The organism is Aeromicrobium sp., from assembly GCF_050700635.1.
GTDB lineage: Bacteria > Actinomycetota > Actinomycetes > Propionibacteriales > Nocardioidaceae > Aeromicrobium.
Window position 1 is genome coordinate 1 of record NZ_JBOHDT010000023.1, and the last position, 19,367, is coordinate 19,367.

Here is a 19,367-nt window from a genome sequence, read left to right on the forward strand (position 1 = left end):
TTGGGTGGATCGGAGCGGGTGTCGACCAGCCTGCCGGTCACGTCGAGGACGTCGTCACCGGGCTCGGCCTCGGCCGGTGCGGTGGCGCCCAGCACCGAGAGGAACACGAGCACCGGGAGGAGTGCCACTAGTCGCAGTCGCACGCAGGTCTCCTGGGGTAGAGGACGCGGGGTGGCCGCGTTCGTTCTTCGGCAGCATAGCCACATCTGCGAGTCATCTGCGTCACACCGGGCGTTCGCGTGTGACAGTTCGATGAAGTCGCCCGCGGATCGGCCGGTTCAGAGCCCTCGTCAATGCACGGCGACGGCGACCTGCGTGAGCAACGGGGCGACGATCAGGGCGGGCAGAAGATCGGCGACCGGGATGGGCTTGAGGTCGAGAAGTCGGACCGCCACGCCGATCAGCACCAGCCCGCCGGTGGCGGTGAGCGCGAACAGGTGTGCGTCGGGGAGAAAGGAACCCAGCAGGACACCGACCACCGTGAGCGATCCCTGGATCAGGGCCACTGACAGGGCCGAGGCCATCACGCCGACACCGAAGGACGCGGCGAACGCGAGAGCGGCGAAGCCGTCGAGCACGGACTTGAGCAGGAGCTGGTCGGCGCCGCGGCCGAGACCCTCGTTGATGGAGCCGAGGATCGTCAAGGGACCGACACAGAACACCAACGAGCTCAGCACGAACCCCTCGATGAATCGTTCGCGGGTCTCGCCGGCACCACTCGGCGACCACCGCTCCTGCAGCCAGCCGCCGAACCGCTCCAAGCGAGCCTCGAGCCGCAGCAGCGATCCGGCGATGCCGCCCAGCACCAACGAACCGAGGACGACGAGGACGGGAGCCGAGCGGCCGACGGCGTCGACCAGCTCTGGTGCAGCCACGTCGGCGGCCGCCTGGGCGGCGATGAGCAGCGTCACGAGACCCAGCGCCGTGGTGACCGTCGAGCGGACGCGGCCGGGCAGACGGTGCCCGATGAGCATGCCGAGGCCCGACCCCACGAGCACGGTCACGACATTGGTGATCGTGCCTGCTCCGATGAACATGTATGTTCCTCTCTCAGCTGGTTCTGGCTTCAACGATGGCCCTGCTCGGGGGTAGTCTGACATCTCGTTTCACCCCACGAGTCCCAGCTCCATCGAGACAGGACGCCCATGTCGAACCGGCACCCCATCGTGTTGCGCGACGCGGACCGCGAGGACGCTGCCGCCCTGATCGCGCTGTGGTCCGAGTGTGCGGCCTTCGGTCGCGACGAGGGCTCCGAGGTGTTCACGCAGCAGTCACTGTGGCGGGAGCCGACAGTGGCGGAAGCTGCAGCGGCGCTCGAGTTCGCACTCCGCAGCCCTGACAAGCGCATCATCGTCGCGCTGGTGGACGGCGAGATCGTCGGCGCCACGGTGTGCGACATCCGCACGCTGACGCCGGTGAATCTGAACATGGTCCTCGTCGTCACGGAGATCCAGGTGTCACCCCGCCATCGCCGTCGCAACGTGGCGTCGACGTTGTTGTCCGCCGCGGCCTCGTACGGCGAAGAGCGAGACTGCGAGATCGTGGTCGCATCCACTCCGGCGCACGCTCGCGAGTCCAACCGGTACCTCACCAAGATCGGGTTCAACCAGATCGCGGTGCTCCGTGCCATCCAGGCCAGCAAGCTGCGTTCTCGCCTCACCTCGAAGGTCACCCAGTCGCGCGACACCGGAAAGCTCATCGCCGTGCGCCGCACGATGCGACGCCGTCAGGGTGAGCGGCGCCTCCGGCCGCGCGGCTGACGTCCGAGCCGACAGCTAGAGTCGGGCAGGTGGACCGCCTGCTGCTGATCGACGGCCATTCCGTCGCCTACCGAGCCTTCTTCGCCCTTCCGGTCGAGAACTTCTCGACCACCACCGGCCAGCACACGAATGCGGTGTTCGGGTTCACGTCGATGCTCATCAACGTCCTGCGCGACGAGCAGCCCACCCACGTGGGTGTCGCATTCGACGTCTCCCGCCGGACGTTCCGTACAGAGGAGTACGCGGAGTACAAGGGCAACCGCAGCAAGTCGCCGGCCGAGTTCACCGGGCAGATCTCGCTCATCAAGGACGTTCTCGAGGCGCTCGGCGTCACCACGTTCGAGAAGGACGGCTTCGAGGCCGACGACATCATCGGCACGCTCACGACTCAGGCCAAGGCGGAGGGCATGGAGGTGCTCATCTGCACCGGCGACCGCGACGCGTTCCAGCTCGTCAGCGACACGACCACCGTGCTCTATCCGCGCAAGGGCGTCTCCGACCTCGCACGCTTCACGCCGACCGCCGTCGAGGAGAAGTACGGTGTCACGCCGGACCACTATCCCGACCTCGCAGCACTGGTCGGCGAGACCAGCGACAACCTGCCTGGTGTCCCGGGCGTCGGACCCAAGACCGCGGCCAAGTGGATCGGCTCCTACGGAACGCTCGATGCGCTAGTGGCCGACGTCGAGCGGGTGCCGGGCAAGGCGGGGGAGTCGCTGCGCGAGCACCTCGACGACGTGCTGCGCAACCGCCGCATCAACGCGCTCGTCTGCGACCTCGACCTTCCCGCCGTCCCGGCCGACCTGGCGTTCACCACGGAGTGGAACCGCAACGCGATCCACGAGGTGTTCGACGCGCTCGAGTTCGCTGCGTTGCGCGAGCGCCTCTTCGACTACCTCGGCGGCGGCGACGAGTCCGCCACCCCGGACGCCGCGGCCGACCTCACCGTCACCCGCGTGGCGCCGGGAGAGCTGGGCGCATGGCTGGGCGAGCACGCGGTCGACACGAAGGTCGGCGTCGAGGTCGTGGGTGTCACCCGTCCGGTGGGATCCCGGGCCGAGCACCTCGCCCTGGCCACCGGCACGGGCGCGGCGGCATGGGTCGGGGTCGAGCAGCTAGAGCCCGACGACGACAAGGCGCTCGCCGACTGGCTTGCGGACGCCGACCGACCCAAGGTGCTGCACGACGCCAAGGGTCAGGCGCATGCGCTCGCGGCTCAGGGCTGGACGTTGTCGGGAGTCGTCGCTGACACAGCACTGGCCACCTACCTGGTCAAGCCCGACCAGCGTGCCTACGACCTCGCGGACCTCTCGGTGCGCTACCTGCACCGCGAGCTCCTGGCCGGTGGTGACGACTCGGGCCAGCTCGCGTTCGACGACGACGGGGGAGCGGAGGCGGCGGTGCAGCGGGCGCATGCTGCACTCGAGCTGTGGAACGTGCTGGAGGAGGAACTCGAATCGCAGGCCTCGCTGACCCTGCTGCGTGACGTCGAGCTACCACTCGTCGACGTTCTGCTCGCCATGGAGGCCGACGGCATCGCCATCGACACCGGCCACCTCGACGCCCTCCACAGTGAATTCACCGAACGCATGCTCGGCGCTGCCCAGGACGCCTACGGCGTCATTGGCAAGGAGGTCAACCTCGGCTCACCCAAGCAGCTGCAAGTGGTGCTGTTCGACGAGCTCGGCATGCCGAAGACCAAGCGCACCAAGACTGGTTACACCACCGACGCCGAGGCGTTGCAGGCGCTGTTCGTCAAGACCGAGCACCCGTTCCTGGAGCACCTGCTGGCCCACCGCGACGTCACACGGTTGCGGCAGACCGTCGAGGGGCTGCAGAAGACCGTGGCGCCCGACGGCCGCATCCACACCACGTACTTCCAGACCATCGCCGCCACGGGACGTCTGAGCTCCGCCGACCCGAACCTGCAGAACATCCCGATCCGCACCGAGTCGGGCCGCCGCATCCGGGAGGCGTTCACGGTTGGTGAGGGGTTCGAGACGCTCCTCACCGCCGACTACAGCCAGATCGAGATGCGCATCATGGCGCACCTGTCGGAGGACGCCGACCTCATCGAGGCGTTCCGATCCGGACACGACTTCCACACCGTGATGGCGGCGAAGGTCTTCGAACGGGACCCTGCTGACATCGACGGCGGACTGCGGGCCCGCATCAAGGCGATGAACTACGGCCTCGCCTACGGATTGTCGTCCTACGGCCTGAGCCAGCAGCTCGGCATCGGCACCAGCGAGGCCCAAGCGCTCATGGACGACTACTTCGAGACGTTCGGGGGAGTGCGCGACTACCTGCGCGGCCTCGTCGACGAGGCACGGAGCACCGGGTTCACCGCCACCATCCTCGGCCGACGCCGCTATCTCCCTGACCTGTTGAGCGACAACCGACAGCGTCGCGAGATGGCCGAGCGAATGGCGCTCAACGCGCCCATCCAGGGATCGGCCGCAGACATCATCAAGGTCGCGATGCTCGGTGTCGATCGTGCGTTGCGGGAGACGTCGATGTCGTCACGGATGCTCCTGCAGGTGCACGACGAACTGGTGTTCGAGGTGGCCGAGGGTGAGCGCGAACAGCTCGAGTCGCTGGTGCGCGAGCAGATGGCGGGCGCGGCCGACCTCTCGGTCCCGCTCGACGTGTCGGTGGGCATCGGACGCACCTGGCACGAAGCCGGCCACTGATCTCAGAGCCCCCACTCGTCGGCGAGCGGACCGAACCTGCGCGAGCAGTCCACCGGCGGAACGTCCGGCCTTGGCGCCGATCGCAACCGCCAGATGCTGACCGTGCAGTGCCGGACCACCCTCTCGTACCGCTGTGCCACGGTGGCGCGGACCCGGCCGGACGAGTCGAGACCCCAGGTGTTCACGCGTCCGCGGACGACGATCCACGTTGGAGCGTCCGGACCAGAGACCAGAGCATGCAACTCGTCCAGGTCGGCGTCGAGGGTGCGCACCGGCAGGCTCCAGAGGTAGCGGTACGGCGCGTCAAGGCCCGATTCCAAGACGACCTGGGGCGCACCGTAGATGACCACGACGGAGTCGTCGGGCCGGGCCGCCTCCCGCACGGCTCGACCGATGGCGCCACCGGTGGCCGTCGTCTCCTGACCGTCGGCCCGCAGCACGGGGTCCAGCACGAGCGACGCGAGTAACGGAACGACGGAGAAGGCCACCACGACGCGCGGGACCGTGCCCCTCGCCCCCGGGAGCGTGCAGAGCAGGGCCGTGGCCAGTGCCACTGGTGGGACGAGGGCGTGCAGGTAGGCGGGCCAGTAGCTGCCGCCCAGCGCGAGGTTTGCCACGTCCACGACGAGCACGGCCGTGGTGGCAGCGGTGAGCTCGCCCCGTCCACGGGCGAGGCGGGGCATCATCAGGAAGAACCATGCGATCACGATCGCGAGGCCGCTGCCGACGGCGATCAGCACAAGCGCGACGGCACGACGGGTGTTGGCGGGCGACTCGACGGCGGCGATCGCGTCCAGGGCTTCGACCCGAAACCCGTAGAGCACCTCCCACAGCAACGAGGGCGACAGCCCGGCGCTGACGACCCAGCCGAGCGCCATTGACACCGGAAGGATAAATCCGGCGAGTGCCGCGGCGGCGTACGTCACCACAGTGCGGCGCTCGAGTCGTCCAGTCAGCCAGCAGGCAGCAAGAAGGATTCCGCCGAACACGACGCCGCCGACGAGGCTCTGCTTCATGCCCATGGCGAGCGCAGCCGCGAACCCGGCAAGGAGTGCCGCGGCTATCCCACTGCGACCAGGGGTTCGGTGCATCGCCTCGACGAAGAGCCAGCAGCTGATCAGGACGAACGGCACGCCGAAGGACTCGCTCTTGGCCGCCCACGTGATGAGATGCGGCCACGAGGTCACCACCAGGACCAAACCGGCCGTCCAGCGGGCAGCTCGGCGACCGCCGATGAGAGTGCCGATCCGGTGAGCGACGAGCACCGAGGCGACCGACAGGGCCACAGCCAGGATGCGAGGGCCGTACGATCCGGCTACGGCATCGCCGAGTCGGAAGGTCGCGATCAGCTGGGGCGGTCGGTCGACCCAGAATCCGCCGTACATGTGGCCCGTCGCCGGGTCCCACTGCCGGGCCACCAACAGGAATCCGGCCTCGTCGGGCGTGAGCGGCCACAACAGGGCCGGGGAGCACCGTACGACGGCGGCAGCGGCGAAGGCGAGAACCACCAACCGGTCACCCCTGCCGCCGCTCACACCTCATCGTGACGGAGGTCGACTGGTGCCGTACAGGAAACGGAATCAGGATGCTTCAGTGCCGTCGCGCGGCGGCGATCTCGACGAGCACCGCCAGCGTGGCGGTCACCGCGATGATCGTCAGCACCAGCCCGGTGATGCCCACGCCAAACCCGTAGGCCGACGCGAGTACAGCCACCACGGCGCCCCAGAGCATCACGACGATGCCGTGCGCGTGTTGCGCGAGCGCGTCGAAGACCAGCAGGTAGACGATCGCCAGGAGCGAGCCGGCCAGCGCGAACATCCACAGGCGGTCCTGGACCTCCGCGTACTCGTCGCCGCCCACCAGAATGAGCGCCAGCCCCGGGAGGACGGCCGTGCCTGCGACGACGAGGGCGCCGAACAGGCCGACGACTGAGACCGCCCGCAGGCGGGCGTGATGGGTGGTGGCGCGTGCGAGGTCCGGAAAGACCACGACACTGACGAACTGCGGGGCGAAGAACGCGGCCTTGGCGAGGATCAGCCCGGACGCGTACAGGCCACTGTCGTGCCCATTGAAGAGGTTGCGCGCGATGAGGGAGTCCATGTTGCTCAGCACGAAGAAGGCGAGCAGGGAGTGGGTGGACAGCGTCGCCTCGCGAAGCATGTGCCCGCGACCGGGGGCGGTACCCGGCGATGCGCGGTGGCCCAGCAGCAGGTGAGTGCCGGCGAGCACCGGTGTCCAGGCGCCGATCGCGATGCCGATCATGGCCGACGTGGGCGTCGGCACGACGATCAGCGCGATCGTGCCGCCGAGCAGGCGGCCCAGACCGTTGCCGACGTAGATGGCGGTGAGCGAGCCCCAGCGGGATGTTCCCTGGGCGACACCGGCCTGCGCGCCCATGACGGTCATCGGCACCAGCGTCGCGCCGCAGAGGATGACCGGCCAGTAGCTGTCGAGCCTGAGGCCGGGGGTGAGCACCACCGTGGTGGTGGCGACGGCGAGACCGACGGCCGCCGCGACGAGCGCGGTGACGCGGATCGTCGTGGCGATGATCTCGCCGCGTGCGCTCGGGGCGACGGCGAGGCGGCGGGCGGTCACCGCCTGCAGGCCGAGGGACGCCACTGATCCGACCAGGATGATGCCGAACAACGCCGTGAGCGCGCCGAACTCCTGGGGAACGAGCAGACGGGCAGCCAGCACGTTGAACGCGTAGACCGTGATGTTCATCGTCATCATCCCGGCGGCCACGAGACTGCCGCCGGCGACGGTGGACTTCGCGGACTTCACCCCGGAACCTTAGGGCACGTCTCCTTACTCCGCTCCGGCTCGCGGGCCGTCGCATCCCGACCGGCGGCGTTCTGGTCGGTCGCCGCACAACCCCGGTGCGCCTCCCTCCTCGGCCTTGCCGGATCGGGCGCGAACGACCCGCTCCCTGTCGAACCGGAGTAAGGAGACGCACCCTAGCCGCGCGCCGGTCGTCTGGTGCCATGATTGGCCCGTGACTCGAGCGACCGGCGCGACCGAGGCGAACGAGGCGAACGAGGCGACCGAGGCAGACGACGACCTGTCGCCGTTCGACATCCGGCGGTGGGGTGGGTTGCTGGCCTGGCAGTGGGCCGTCCTGTTGGCGCTCGCCGTGTACGCCCCGCTGGGACTGACCGGGTACGTCCTCACCTACGACATGGTCTGGGTGCCACACCTCGACCTGCAGCGTCTCGAGCTGTGGGGGCTGGACACGGCGCTGCCACGAGCCGTGCCGTCCGATGCCGTGGTGGCCGCACTCGGTGCAGTCGTGCCGGCCGCGCTCGTCCAGCGTCTGGTGCTCGTGGGAGCGATGGTTCTGGCCGCGGCCGGCGCCACTCGACTCACTCCGGGATGGTCGTTGCCGGCGACCCTCACCACTGCGACGTTCTACGCCTGGAACCCGTTCGTCGCCGAGCGTCTCGTGCTAGGTCAGTGGCCGCTGCTCATCGGCTACGCCGCCCTGCCCTGGCTCATCGCTGCCCTGCGCGCCGATGACGGGCCGCGCTGGGGCACCGCCACGGTTGCTCTCGCTGCGACGGCGATGAGTCCGGCTGGCGGACTGATCGGGCTGGTCGTGGGCCTCTCCTCGGCATGGGGGCGCGGCGCTTTCAGGCTCATGCTCACCGCGGTCCTCGTCAACGCCCCGTGGGTCGTCGCCGGTGTCCTGCACGCCTCCGCCGCCGGCACGGATCCGGACTCGTTCCGCGCCTTCGACGCGCAGCCTGAAGGTCTGCTCGGGCGGTGGGGTGCGGTCCTGTCCCTCGGAGGTATCTGGAACCGCGACGTGGTGCCCGACTCGCGGCTGCTCTGGCCGACACTGCTGCTGGTGTTGGTGATGGGCGTGGTCATGGTGGTGGGTCTGGTCGCACTGTCGCGTGAGAACCGGGGATTCCTGATCGCGCTGGCGGTCCCCGCCGGTGTCGCCCTCGCCGTGGTGGTTGCCGGACGCGTCGTGCCCGACCAGCTCGGCCGGCTGGCGGCAGACGTCCCCGGAGTGGGGCTGCTGCGCGACGGAACGCGCTACCTGGCCATGCTCGCTCCGCTCGAAGCGGTCGCGCTCGGCGCCGGAGCGGCGGAGCTGGCCCGCCGGGTGCCGCGGCCGGACGTCCGTCAGGGCGTGGCCGTGCTGCTCGTCCTGTTGCCGATCGTGACGCTTCCGGACCTCGCGTGGGGAGTCGGCGGACGGTTGGATCCAACCACGTACCCGCCGACGTGGGAGCGGGCCCGCCTCACCATCGCGTCAGGGGGGGTGGAGGGGGACATCCTGGTGCTGCCGTTCTCGGCGTATCGGCAGCCGGACTGGAACGACGACCGCCCAGTGCTCGACCCGGCCGGCCGGTACTTCGACCGCGCCACTGTCACCGAGGACGCCCTGGTGGTGGCCGGGCCGGTCGATCGCACCATCATCGGTGGGGAGGACCCGCGTGCAGCGCGACTGGGCCGCATCCTGCGAGCAGACACCCGCGGTGGGGCCGTCGATCCGAAGCGGCTCGCCCGAGCAGGCATCGGCATCGTCGTAGTCGACACCGATGCGCCCGGCGCGAAGAAGGCACTTCGTGAGGTGAGGCGTCTCGACGAGTTCGGCCGCACCGGTCCGGACCGCCGCGGGGCAGAACTGCGACTTTACGCCGTCGACGGCGCGCGCACGCCTCAGGTCGATCGCCTCGATCGTTGGGTGATGATCGCCGCGTGGTCGGTCGCCGGACTCGCTCTCCTGGTGGGCTCGATGTCTGCAGGACGCGGCGCTGTCAGGCGCCGTCGGACCGTGACCCGCAGGCAGGTATGATCGACTCGTCTTTGAGGGAGGACATCACTGTGGGATCACTTGCTGGCGGCATCATCGCCTTCTTCGTCGGCCTCGGCCTCGCCGGGGCGACCGCACTCGGAGTCGTGCAGCAGCAGCAGTCGGCCGGCGAGGAGCCGGTCAAGGCCGGCACCGTCAGCTACGGCTCCAACGGCGGCTGATCCCTCAGGCGTCGATCACGGTGGCGAACGCCGCCTGTGAACCGAGCCAGGTGAACGAGTGCGACATCCGTAGGGCACCGTCGCCCAGGAACTCACGGAACTCCGCATTGTCGACCAGCTCCGCCACAGCCTCGACCAGTTCCGCGCGGCCGTCGACGAGAAGCCCGGAGTCCTTGTGCGCGATCGACTCCGTGGTGCCGCCGGCGGTGCTGTAGGCGATCGTCGGCGTGCCGTGACTTCCGGCCTCGCCGACGACGATGCCCCAGCCCTCCTTGAGTGACGGCAGCACCATCAGCCAGGCCTGGGCGAGCAGCTCGTGCTTGGTGCGGTCGTCGACGAAGCCGTGGAACCGCACCGCGTCGCGGACGCCCGCGGCGTCGGCGTGGTCGCGCAGCTCGCGCTCCCACCACCCGGTTCCGATGACGTCGAGCGTGGCGGTGGGGTGGTCGTCGATGAGCGCGGCCAGGGCGTCGATCGCGTGCTCGACCTGCTTGTGCGGCACGAGACGGCCGAGAACACACAGACGGGGCTCGGTGTCGCGGACGACGTCCACCTGGGGCGCCGGGTCGTTGCCGTTGTGCACGATCGTGATGCGGCCGCGGTCGATCCCGAGGTCGACCAGCTCGACGCGCGTCGAGTCCGAGACGGCGACGTATCGGGAGTGCCGGTAGACACGTGGCGCGAGACGACTCTCGATCCACCAGCCGATGCGACCGAAGAGGCCGGGATAGACGACCGGCCACTGCTCGCGGTGCACGTGGTGCACGAGCACCACGACCGGCTTGCGGGTGACGAGGCGGGTGAAGAACGGCAGTCCGTTCTGGACGTCGACCACGAGGTCGATGCGCCCGTAGCGGCGCAGCAGAACGCGCAGTGCGGTGATGGCGTAGATGTCGAGCTTGGTGCCGCGTCGCACGAAGCGGACTCCGTCGATGACCTCGTCGCGCGGAGCGCCGTCGTGGGCGGCGCAGGCAATGGTGACCTGATGTCCTCGCTCGACGAGCCCACGGGCCATCGTCTCGACGTACCGCTCGGACCCACCCCCTTCGGGGTTGCGCGTGTCGCGCCAGTTGCAGAACAAGACGTGCATGTATACCCGGCGGTGGCCGGTCCCTCCCTATGACGTGACCCGTTGTGCCAGGTTCCGTCGCTCCCTCGTCGCGCCCTCACGCGACAGTGCATTGTGCCGGGCAATACTACCCGGTAGGTGGTCCACGCCTCGGATATCGTCATCGGGTGCCGGACGACCCCCCCTTCCGCCCGACGCTAAGCCGCTCATGGCGGTTGCTCAGGGCTTTCGGTGTCGAGCAGTCCGATCCGGACCACTTCTACGGCACCCTGGCCGACGACTCCGTCGGCCAGGTCCGCTCGTACACGCCGCTCGACGACCGCTGGGTGCTCGACGTCGGCGGGGGACCTGGCTACTTCGCGGCGGCCTTCCAAGCGGCGGGTGCCCGCTACACGGCGCTGGACGCCGACCTCGGCGAGATGTCGGGTCGAGGCCACCCGGAGGCCGGCACCGTTCTCGGCAGCGGGATGGAGCTTCCCTTCGCCGACGACAGCTTCGACGTCACCTTCTCCTCGAACGTGCTCGAACACGTCCCCGACCCGTGGCGGATGGCCGACGAGATGGTGCGGGTGACGCGTCCCGGCGGGCTCGTCTTCCTGTCGTACACGCTCTGGTGGGGCCCCTGGGGCGGGCATGAGACGTCGCCCTGGCACTACCTCGGTGGCGGGCGCGCGGCCCGACGATATGAGCGCCGGCACGGCCATCGACCCAAGAACGTCTTCGGGTCGTCACTCTTCGCAGTCACGGCTGCCGCGGGACTTCGCTGGGCGCAGGCCCAGCGCCGCGCCGTCGTCGTTGCGTTCGTCCCGCGCTACCTGCCGCGCTGGATGTGGTGGGTCGTGCGCGTGGCCGGCCTGCGAGAGGTGGTGACATGGAACCTCGCGGTCGTGCTGCGGAAACGGTGACGCCCCGCGATCGCACGTCCGTCACGCGATTCCGGCTCGCCGCGTGGAGCCTGGCGCTCGTCGCCGTGGCGTTCGCGCAGGCTCCGGGTCGGGTCGTTGCCGACACCAAGCTCGATCTCGCGGTGGCGCCGCTGGGATTTCTGGAGCGGGCCCTGCAGATGTGGGACCCGGTCGGTGCGTTCGGGCAGGTGCAGAACCAGGCCTACGGCTACCTCTTCCCGATGGGCCCGTTCTTTGCCGCCGGTCATCTCGCCGAACTGCCGCCGTGGGTCACCCAGCGGCTCTGGTGGTCGTTGCTCCTGGTCGCCGCCTTTCTCGGGACGGTGAAGCTGCTCAGCGTCCTGGAGATCGGCGTCGGGTGGACCAGGATCCTCGCCGGGCTCGCGTTCGCGCTCTCGCCTCGCATGTTGACGGTCATCGGAGCGTCGTCGATCGAGATGTGGCCTTCGGCGCTCGCGCCCTGGGTGCTCGTGCCGCTCGTGGTGGCGACTAGACGGGGGAACCCGCGCCGGCTCGCCGCAATGAGCGCACTCGCGGTCGCGTGCATCGGCGGCGTCAATGCCGTCGCGACGTTCGCGGCGGTGCCACTCGCGGCCTGGTGGATCTGGTGCGCACCGCGGGGCGAGCGTCGTCGGGCCCTCATGCTCTGGTGGCCGGTGTTCGTCCTGATGGGCGCACTGTGGTGGCTTCTCCCGCTGTTCCTGCTCGGCCGGTACAGCCCACCGTTCCTCGACTACATCGAGAGCGTCACGAACACGACGTTCGCCGCGACCCTCGTCGACGCCATGCGGGGCACGTCGAACTGGGTGGCATACGTCGACACCTACACAGACGCCGGCAGCTCACTCATCACCGACCCGGTGCTCATCGTGAACAGTGTCGTGATCCTGGCGCTCGGAGTGCTCGGGCTCGCTCGCACGGATCTTCCGAATCGACGATTCCTGGTGTCGGGACTCCTCACCGGCGTTGCTCTGGTGACGCTCGGGCACGTGGGGGCGACGTCCGGCTTCGGCGTCGACGTCGTCCGCGATCTGCTCGACGGGCCACTCTCGCCGCTGCGCAACACTCACAAGTTCGACGTCCTCATCCGCATCCCGCTCGTCATCGGACTGTGCCATGGCGTCACCATGCTCACCCGCGGTCGGGCCGTCGATGGCCCGGCGCGGGCCGACGCCTCCAGCATCGGAGTCGGGCTCCTCGCATGTGTGGCGATGCTCGGCGCGTCGGTCCCGGCGTGGACGGGGCATCTTGCTCCGAAGTCGTCGTTCACCGAGGTGCCGGAGTACTGGCGAGAAGCCTCGGCATGGCTCGACGACCGTTCCGACAGTCGTGCGGTCCTTGCACCTGCGACGACCTTCGGCGACTACGTCTGGGGACGGACGCGCGACGAACCACTGCAGCCGCTTGCGACTCGGCCCTGGGCGGTGCGAAACGTGATCCCGCTCGCCCCGGGCGGCAACATCGAGATGCTCGACACGATGTCGAACGCCCTGGCCACCGGTCGCGGTTCCGAGGGACTGGCTGACTTCCTCCGACGAGCCGGCATCGGCACGATCGTCGTTCGCCACGACATCGAACGATCGGGTGACGTCGTGTCGCCGGAGCTCGTCCGTGCCACCCTCGCGTCGACGCCCGGCGTGAGGCGGGTTGCGGCATTCGGACCGGATATCGGCGGCGGACCGACGCTGACCGACGAGGGCCGCCGGGTCTACGTCGACGGCGGATGGCAGTCGCAGCGACCTGCGATCGAGATGTTCGCGCTCGACGGCGGCGTCATGAGGCGCACCGCACCAGCCGCCGACGACGTCGGCGTGGTCGTCGGTGACTCGGGCTCGCTGCTGCGTCTGGACGAGCTGGGCCTCGGCGACGGCGGGCCGGCCGTGCTCGGTCAGGATGCTGACGACCGACGGGCCTACCCGACCGTGACCTTGACCGACGGCAACCGTCGTCAGGAGGCCGCGTTCGGTGCGGTGCGCCGCAACCGCTCGGCATCGTTGACGCCTGAGGAGAGCTACCGGACGGACCGCCGTGTGCACAGGTACGACGAGGCGTTACTGCAGGGCTGGACCAGCGTCCCGCGGCTCGACGGCGCCCGGTCCCTCACGGCCTCGTCGAGCCGGTCCGACGTCGGCGCCTTCCCGTCGATCGACCCGTCGGCCCAGCCGTGGGCGGCGTTCGACGCCGACCCGACCACCTCCTGGCAGCCCAGCCTGGATGACGCCGGCACGGAGTCATGGCTCCGCCTCAAGCTCGACGACAGAATCGATGTCGGCACGGCCACCATCACGCTCGACCAGCCGGCGGGCCGGTCGCAGGAGTTCACCGTCACCACCGAGCAGGGCGATCGGACCGTCCGCGCGCAGGGGCGCACACCGGTGCGGGTGGACGTTGGTCGAGTCGGTCATGTCGTCCTCTCCGGCGTCGGCACCTTCAACCGTCCCCTCGCCGTCAGCGACGTCGGCCTCGAGAACGTCCGGATGTCCCGCCCACTGGTCCTGCCCGAGCTACCGACCGCGTGGGGAAACCCGGCCAGCATCCTGCTCCAGTCCCCGGCCGGACGCGTGCCCGGCTGCGTGGTTCTCGACGGGGTGCGACGCTGCTCGCAGGACAAGGCCGTGCGCACGGACGAGAGCCGCGTGCTCGACCGGGAGCTGGAGCTCGGTTCTGCCGGCGAGTACCGAACCCGCCTTCGGGCCACGGCAGCCGGCGGGCCGGAGCTGACCGCACTCCTGCAGCGGGGCGAGCTGGCGACGGTCGCGGCGAGCTCGCAACAGACGGATGACCCGCGCGCAGGAGCGCTGGCCGCGGTCGACGGGCGTGACTCGACCGGATGGGTCGCAGCCGACGACGACGGCGACCCCACCCTCACGCTTCGCTGGATCAGCCCGCGCACCATCGACGAGCTGCGACTCCGGGCGTCAGGGAGTCTCGCCGCCTCGACGCCGCCGCGGGTTCGCCTCGTCTTCGACGACGGCACCGAGACGGTGGTCGACGTCGAACGCGGACGGGTCCGGTTCGATCGAGTCCGCACCTCATCGGTCGAGGTCCACCTCCTGGACGGCACCCCCCGACTCTCGGTCGGTTTCGACGGCGCAGTGGAGCGACTCCCGCTGGGTGTCGCGGAGGTATCGGTGCCCGATGCGGGCGGTTTCCCGATCACCCTCGACGCAGAGTCGCGCTCGTACCCGTGCGGCTCGGGGCCCACGGTGACCGTGAACGGCAATGAGCAGCGCACCAAAGTTGTGGCATCGCCGCGCGGATTGTTCCGCGGGAGGAACGTGGAAGCACAGGGGTGCGGCGGGGACGGCGATCGCGCTTCGCTGCGCGCGGGCACGAACCGGGTCACGGTCACGGGGACGTCGGCGTTCCGCCCAGTGGACCTCCTGCTCACGAGCCGGACGGCGGCCGTCCCCGCTGCATCGGGTGAGCGCCCCGACGCCGTGCTGACCACCACCCACAACGCCAACCCCGGGTGGATCGCCCGGACGTCGGATGGCCGGCTCGGGCTCGAGCCCGTCGTCCTCGACGGCTGGCGACAGGGCTGGTATGTCGCAACGAGCCAACTCGGCGAGGTCGAGACGTCGTTCGGTCCCGGCCGGACCTACCGGGTGGTGCTCGCCGTCGGGGCGGCCTTCCTGGTGGCGCTGGCGCTGGTCGCCGTCCTGCCTCGACGCACCCGCAGGACGTGGCCCACGACCGACGAACCTCGTCGAACCTCGGCGATCGGCCTCCTGCTGGGCCTCGCGGTCGTCGCCGGGATCACCGCTGGCGTGCCGGGTCTGATCGCCGCGGGCGTCGGACACGTGACCGCGCGCGTTCGGTGGCGCGGGATGCGCCTGAGCTCGGTCGTGGCTCCGACGGCAGTCCTTGCCGCGGGAGTCGTCTCCGTCGTTCGTCCGTGGGACGGGTCTGCGTCCTGGGCCGGCGAGTACGCCGCTCCTCAGATGCTCGTGCTGGTGGCCTTGGCCTGCCTCGTGCCCGTTCGCCTGGGTGTGCGCCGTCCGGCGTTCTTGAGACGTAGGAAGGGCCGCTCGACCACGCGGTACAACACCTCTGCCACGACCAGGCTCACCGACAACGTCAACGCGAAGACGACGTAGAAGTTCTCGTCGAACAGCGTCAGGTCGAGTGCCTCGTACAACAGGGCGAGGACGATGAGGTGGCAGCAGAAGAGGCTGTAGGAGATGTGTCCGAGATGGCGCAGGAACGGTTGGGCCATCGCGCGGGCGTACCGAGTGTGTCCGTCGCCGAAGATGCTGGGCAGCATCACCGCACCGGCCACGACCCCGTACAGGATGCTCCGCCACACCGACTCCCACGCGGTCCGTGGCACCAGGGCGGCCTCGCCGGCGATCGGGGTGGAGGCGACGACGAGTGCGGCGCCTGCCACGAGCCAGCAGGCACCCGGTGCGCTTGCGGCCGCGCGGCACCATCGAACGAGGGCGAGGTGCGGTCCGTCTGCGCTGTGGCGACGGTCCACATCGAGCACGGCGAGCGCGATGCCGAGGCAGAACCAGCCGAGGTACCCCGGCAGCGCCTGCGTGACCCACGTCCCCCACGAGGCGAGTGAACCGGCGGCCGCGGCGCTCCAGGCGAGCGACCCGGCCGACACCACGACGAGCAGAGCGAGCAGGAGCAGAGGGCGCCAACGGTTCCGTACCGGTGGTCCCAGCAGGAGCATGCCGACCGGGAGGAGCGTGTAGAACGCAACTTCGGTGGCGAGGCTCCACATCTGGGTGAGGCCGTGGGGGAGCACGTCACTGCGGTACATGTGCACGAGAAACAGGTTGTCGATCCATCGTCCCCGGGCGACCGAGGAGTTCTGGTCCAGCAGGAGCAGTGCGGCGATGACGGCCACCCAGTACACGGGCAGGATCCTCAGGGCGCGCTTGAAGAAGTAGCGTCCGACACTGTCGCGCGGCATGCCTGTGCGCAGGTGTTGCAGCCAGGGATGGGAGAGGAGGAAGCCCGACAGGACGAAGAAAATGGCCACGCCGATCTCCATGCGTTGCGACACCGCGCCCGGCAGGCCGGCGTCGTAGGTGCCCGCCCAGAAGGACGTGTGCGTGGCGACAACGGCGATCGACGCGACGGCGCGAAGCGTGTCGAGGCCGGGGAAGGTCAGCGTGCCGGTGGTGTCGGTCATGGCAGTGCCGCAATCGGGCCGGCGCGGACCACGTCGACGCACAGTACGAGACGTGGAGTGGTTGTGCGGATCTCCAAGCCGGAGTACGCCCCGTCGCCGACGAGGAAGTACGTGTGAGGGCCGGCTGCGACGTCCATCTCGTACGTTTTGCGGCCGTCAAAGCGTATGTGCGCCCGACCGTCCGCGGAGGCGGCGTAGTTGAGCGAGGTCCACGGGAACTCGTCCATGTCCTCGCGAGCCAACTCGACCCGCTGTGGTCGTGAGCCGATGCGCAACCCGCAGCCCTCCTCGTCGCCGGGCTCGGCCACTGCGCCGCCACTGATGCTGGCCTGGCGGCTGCGTCCGCGGTCGTCGAGGATCCGCAGGTCGTTGCCGGACTTCGAGGTCTGCACGAGGTCACCGTAGGGCGCCAAGAGGTGCGATGGCAGGTTGTGCGGATAGTGGATCGGCAGCTGCACGAGCTCGGGCACCTCGACGTCGGCCACGGGTGCCGGGTCCGCCGCGATCGTGGCCCTGGCGTTCGCGACGAACTCGCGCGCAGGGAAGTCTCGGTGCCACGGTGCGACGTAGGCGAGAGTGCTCGCCACCGCGCCGGTGAGCATCACGGTCGCGGCACCCGCCATCAGGAATCTTCCCGGCCGCGAGAAGGCTCCGGGCGCCGGAAGCTCGCGGCGGAACGCCGGTGCCCCGGCCACCAGCACCGGCATGGATGCCAGCCCGAGGGCGAGTGCCGTCACCGCGAGGGTGTCTGCGAGGTAGCGGGTGAGCAGTGCGGCGAGCTCTCCGACCTGGAGTCCGCGTCCGAAGACGATGGCGAGATACGTGACGAGCAGCTGCGCCGCGAGCATCGCTAGGGCGGCGAGCGCCGGCCGAGGGTTCCGCCGCACCATGACAGCCAGCGTCGCCACAACAACGACGCCGGCGATGACGTGGGCGACCAGCGGGGGAGCGGCCACGCCGAGCGGGTCGGCGACGAGCTGCCACTGCCACGGGCCGCCGACGAGTGGCGGCAACCACGCGGTGCCGATGAGCTGCCGCCCGATCTGCAATGCCGGAGCGTCGCCCACCGCGGCGACCGGTGACGGTGTCGTCATCGCGTACGCGGTGAGGTAGGCCGCGGCGACGGCTGCCAGCGGGACGACGAACGGCCAGTGCAGCCGAGCGACGGTCCACGGCTTGGTGAACCATCGGCCGCCCGGCGAGAGGAAGAGGGCCATGAACACGCCGATCGTTACGACCATGACGAGGCCGCGCGGGCCGCTCGCCGCGGCCAGGGCCAGCGCGAGCGCCGCCCACACCACGGCCCGTGCGCGGCGATGTCGTGCCCACACGACCACGGCGCTCACCAGGAGGAAGAACGCGGCCTGGATCGGCAGACCGTTGAGGGATGCCGCCCACCACATCACGACGTCGGGAGACATGGCGGCGAACAGATACAGGGCGAGCGGCGCCAGGATGCCCCAGCGATCGCCGAACACGGTGCGCAGCATCAGGTAACAGGAGGCCGACGCCACGACCTGGATCGCCAGCGTGAGCGTCGCGGTCAGCGTCCAGGCGAACGGACCGGCATGGGAGACCAGCCAGACGAGGGCGATGCCGAACGGCATGAGCTGGCTGTCGTGTGGCCGTATCAGGACGTCGAGCCCGAACGGTTCGTCCGCGGTCTTCTCGAGCAGGAGGAAGTCGTCGCTGTAGAACCACCCGCCGTATATCGACCACGCACGAAGGACGATCTGCAGGCCGACCAGCGTCAATGCGGCAATCCGCACGAGCTGAGCCGAGGTGACGTCCGGTGGAACGAGGGTCCGTAGACCGCTCTCACCGTCGTCGCTCACAAGACCGGATGATCTCACGCACTCGGTGCATCGTCGTGACCCTCGCGCGGTGTTATGGTCAGCCGTCTCATGCCTTGGGAGGGAGCCCACGATGAGGATGAAATTGGGGACGGTTGCGCTGTTTTTCGGCGTATTCCTCGTGGCGCTGGCCGCCCTGTGCAGGTTCTACGCGTACGAGCGGCTCGCCGTCGTGCCGTTCAACAACACCGCGACGACCATCTCGGAGACGAAGCCGGGTGCCGATGCCGAGTACCTCGACATCAAGAAGCTCGAGGTGGTCAGCGGACCGCTCAAGTCGACGCGCGTCGTCACCGGCGAGGTCGACCGAAGCAAGGCTGTGAGCAACGCGCTGGGCCGGGACGTGGCGATCTGGGACACCTACAGCTGCACAGACAAGCCCGACTTCAACTGCGGAGCCGACGAGACTCCGTTGAGCGGCACGATTGATCTCGTGGCGTTCGACCGCACCTCCGGTGCAGCCGTGGAGTGGGAGGGCGCAACCTCCGTCTCCGGTGGCGAGACCACCAAGCCCGAGGGTTTCGAAGGCCAGTACTTCAAGTTCCCGTTCGACACCCAGAAGCAAAGCTACAAATTCTGGGACGGCACCATCAACCGGGCCACGACCGCCGAATACGTCGGCGAGGGCGAGGTCAAGGGCCTGGCTGTGTACCAGTTCCGCCAGACCATCGAACCGACCAAGTCCGGCGAGATCGACGTCCCGGGCGACCTCGTCGACCAGAACGCGAACACGGTCACGGCTGACCGCATGTACGCCAACGTGAGATCGTTCAGCGTCGAGCCCACGACCGGCGTCATCCTCATCGGTGGCGAGCAGCAGGACTCGTACCTCGCCGTCGACGGCGAGCGAAGGCTCACCACGACGAAGGTGACACTCGGCTATACCAACGAGACCACACAGAACCTCGTCGACGAGTACGAGAGCAAGGCGTTCCTGCTGGGGCTGGTCAAGACG

Annotated in this window: 12 protein-coding genes and 1 pseudogene; 7 read left to right on the plus strand and 6 right to left on the minus strand. The window is 69.3% G+C overall.

Annotation, left to right across the window (positions count from 1 at the left end; translation table 11 throughout):
- Positions 1-290: 290 nt before the first annotated feature.
- Positions 291-1,037, minus strand: coding sequence for a DUF554 domain-containing protein (locus ACRDPN_RS01605; protein ID WP_431445579.1), 747 nt, complete (start codon positions 1,035-1,037; stop codon positions 291-293).
- Between the two features lie 108 nt (positions 1,038-1,145).
- On the opposite strand from ACRDPN_RS01605, the gene ACRDPN_RS01610 reads away from it, so the two are divergent.
- On the plus strand, positions 1,146-1,760 hold the full coding sequence (locus ACRDPN_RS01610; RefSeq protein ID WP_431445580.1) for an N-acetyltransferase family protein: 615 nt from the start codon (positions 1,146-1,148) through the stop codon (positions 1,758-1,760).
- 29 nt (positions 1,761-1,789) lie between these two features.
- On the plus strand, positions 1,790-4,453 hold the full coding sequence (polA, locus tag ACRDPN_RS01615) for a DNA polymerase I (protein WP_431445581.1): 2,664 nt from the start codon (positions 1,790-1,792) through the stop codon (positions 4,451-4,453).
- Between the two features lie 2 nt (positions 4,454-4,455).
- Here polA and ACRDPN_RS01620 read toward each other — a convergent pair whose 3' ends face one another.
- Positions 4,456-5,988, minus strand: coding sequence for a hypothetical protein (locus ACRDPN_RS01620; RefSeq protein WP_431445582.1), 1,533 nt, complete (start codon positions 5,986-5,988; stop codon positions 4,456-4,458).
- A 55-nt stretch (positions 5,989-6,043) separates the two neighbouring features.
- Entirely contained in the window at positions 6,044-7,237 is a 1,194-nt protein-coding gene (locus ACRDPN_RS01625) for a lipopolysaccharide biosynthesis protein (protein WP_431445583.1), read from the minus strand.
- Between the two features lie 211 nt (positions 7,238-7,448).
- On the opposite strand from ACRDPN_RS01625, the gene ACRDPN_RS01630 reads away from it, so the two are divergent.
- Positions 7,449-9,260: a hypothetical protein gene (locus tag ACRDPN_RS01630; RefSeq protein WP_431445584.1), complete on the plus strand. Its 1,812-nt coding sequence runs from the start codon at positions 7,449-7,451 to the stop codon at positions 9,258-9,260.
- Positions 9,261-9,289: 29 nt separating this feature from the next.
- Positions 9,290-9,439: a hypothetical protein gene (locus tag ACRDPN_RS01635; RefSeq protein WP_431445585.1), complete on the plus strand. Its 150-nt coding sequence runs from the start codon at positions 9,290-9,292 to the stop codon at positions 9,437-9,439.
- Between the two features lie 4 nt (positions 9,440-9,443).
- Here the strand turns inward: ACRDPN_RS01635 and ACRDPN_RS01640 are convergent, their stop codons facing one another.
- The gene (locus ACRDPN_RS01640) at positions 9,444-10,529 is read right to left on the minus strand and encodes a glycosyltransferase family 4 protein (RefSeq protein ID WP_431445586.1); all 1,086 of its coding nucleotides are present in this window, start codon (positions 10,527-10,529) and stop codon (positions 9,444-9,446) included.
- 146 nt (positions 10,530-10,675) lie between these two features.
- Between ACRDPN_RS01640 and ACRDPN_RS01645 the strand changes: the two genes are divergently transcribed.
- Both ACRDPN_RS01645 and ACRDPN_RS01650 read left to right on the plus strand, forming a co-directional pair.
- Positions 10,676-11,413, plus strand: a complete 738-nt coding sequence (locus tag ACRDPN_RS01645; RefSeq protein ID WP_431445587.1) for a class I SAM-dependent methyltransferase — start codon at positions 10,676-10,678, stop codon at positions 11,411-11,413.
- Complete coding sequence (locus ACRDPN_RS01650; protein WP_431445588.1) at positions 11,380-15,513, plus strand: alpha-(1->3)-arabinofuranosyltransferase domain-containing protein; 4,134 nt, start codon at positions 11,380-11,382, stop codon at positions 15,511-15,513. The genes ACRDPN_RS01645 and ACRDPN_RS01650 overlap by 34 nt, the downstream gene beginning before the upstream one ends.
- A 14-nt stretch (positions 15,514-15,527) precedes the next feature.
- Here the strand turns inward: ACRDPN_RS01650 and ACRDPN_RS01655 are convergent.
- Both ACRDPN_RS01655 and ACRDPN_RS01660 read right to left on the minus strand, forming a co-directional pair.
- Positions 15,528-16,559: pseudogene (locus ACRDPN_RS01655) on the minus strand (acyltransferase family protein); the annotation flags it as partial.
- On the minus strand, positions 16,556-18,394 hold the full coding sequence (locus ACRDPN_RS01660) for a hypothetical protein (RefSeq protein WP_431445589.1): 1,839 nt from the start codon (positions 18,392-18,394) through the stop codon (positions 16,556-16,558). The gene ACRDPN_RS01660 and the pseudogene ACRDPN_RS01655, both read right to left, overlap by 4 nt.
- Positions 18,395-18,485: 91 nt before the next feature.
- Here ACRDPN_RS01660 and ACRDPN_RS01665 point away from each other — a divergent pair.
- A partial coding sequence (locus tag ACRDPN_RS01665) for a DUF3068 domain-containing protein (protein ID WP_431445590.1) occupies positions 18,486-19,367 on the plus strand: 882 nt, incomplete at its 3' end.